General features: G+C 53.2%; 1 protein-coding gene. It reads left to right on the forward strand.

All coding sequences use genetic code 11. The features are described from left to right. Window positions 1-1395, forward strand: a 1395-nt coding sequence (locus IEV29_RS16085; protein WP_268234299.1) for a beta strand repeat-containing protein, incomplete at both ends; no start/stop codon positions are given.

Consider the following 1395-nt stretch of genomic DNA (forward strand, 5'->3'; position numbering starts at 1 on the left):
TGTTATTGTCAACTTGTCGAACACAGCGATTGTGGTTGGCGCTACGACGGTTGCTGCAGGCAGCGGAAAAAATGGTCATGCCGAGGGCGACACCTACGTCAATATTCAAAATGTCACGGGTGGTGGTGGCAACGACACCTTCATTGCCAGCAATGACGTCAATACGTTTGATGGTGGAGGCGGAACCAATACGGTGCACTACGGCGCGTCTGATGCTGGTGTGACTGTCAATCTGAGTGCGAATACGCAAGGTACGTTGCAGAGCATGCAAGGTAGTGGTGGTTATGCTGCAGGGGATACTTACATATCGATCCAGAACGTCATTGGCAGTGCGCACGACGATACGTTCTACGGTGGTGTGGGAGCCAATCGCTTTGAAGGCAATGGTGGCCGCGATCGTGTCAGTTATGCAGGTGAGACAGCCGATCTGACGATCAACCTGGCGGCGGGTACTGGGTTGGGAGGTACGGCAGCGGGCGATACGTACATCAATATTCAGGATGCCACGGGTGGAACGGGTAACGATACGTTTGTCGCAAGCGCGGCCGAGAACAATTTTGTTGGTGGCGTAGGCAACAACACAGTCAGCTATGCAGCCGCCAACAACAGTATCGGTGTAACAGTCAATCTGAATACGCAGCAAGGCAGCGGTGCTGTTGGTAGCTGGGCAGTAGGCGATACCTATAGCGATATTCAAAACATTATTGGTACAGCGTACAACGATAATTTCATCGCCAGTTCCGTCGCCAATATTTTCACGGGCGGCGGTGGCAGCGATACGGTCAGCTATGCAGCATCGGATACGGGCGTGGTAGTCAACCTTGCAGGTAGTACCTATGAAGGTGTGGCTGCATCACGCGGTAGCGGTGGTTACGCACAAGGCGATCAGTACAACGCAATCAATAACGTCATCGGTAGTAATTACAACGACGTATTCATCGCCAATGCACAAGTCAACGCGTTTGATGGTGGCGGTGGCACCAATCGCGTGAGTTATGCAGCGTCTGGCACCGGCGTCATCGTCAACTTGTCGAACACAGCGATTTTGGTTGGCGCTACGACGGTTGCTGCAGGCAGCGGAAAAAATGGTCATGCCGAGGGCGACACCTACGTCAATATTCAAAATGTCACGGGTGGTGCCGGCAACGACACCTTCATTGCCAGCAATGACGTCAATACGTTTGATGGTGGAGGCGGAACCAATACGGTCCACTACGGCGCGTCTGATGCTGGTGTGACCGTCAATCTGAGTGCGAATATGCAAGGCACGTTGCAGACCATGCAAGGCAGCGGTGGTTATGCTGCAGGGGATACTTACATATCGATCCAGAACGTCATTGGCAGTGCGCACGACGATACGTTCTACGGTGGTGTGGGAGCCAATCGCTTTGAAGG

Source organism: Oxalicibacterium faecigallinarum (assembly GCF_014635705.1).
Classification (GTDB): Bacteria; Pseudomonadota; Gammaproteobacteria; order Burkholderiales; family Burkholderiaceae_D; genus Oxalicibacterium; species Oxalicibacterium faecigallinarum.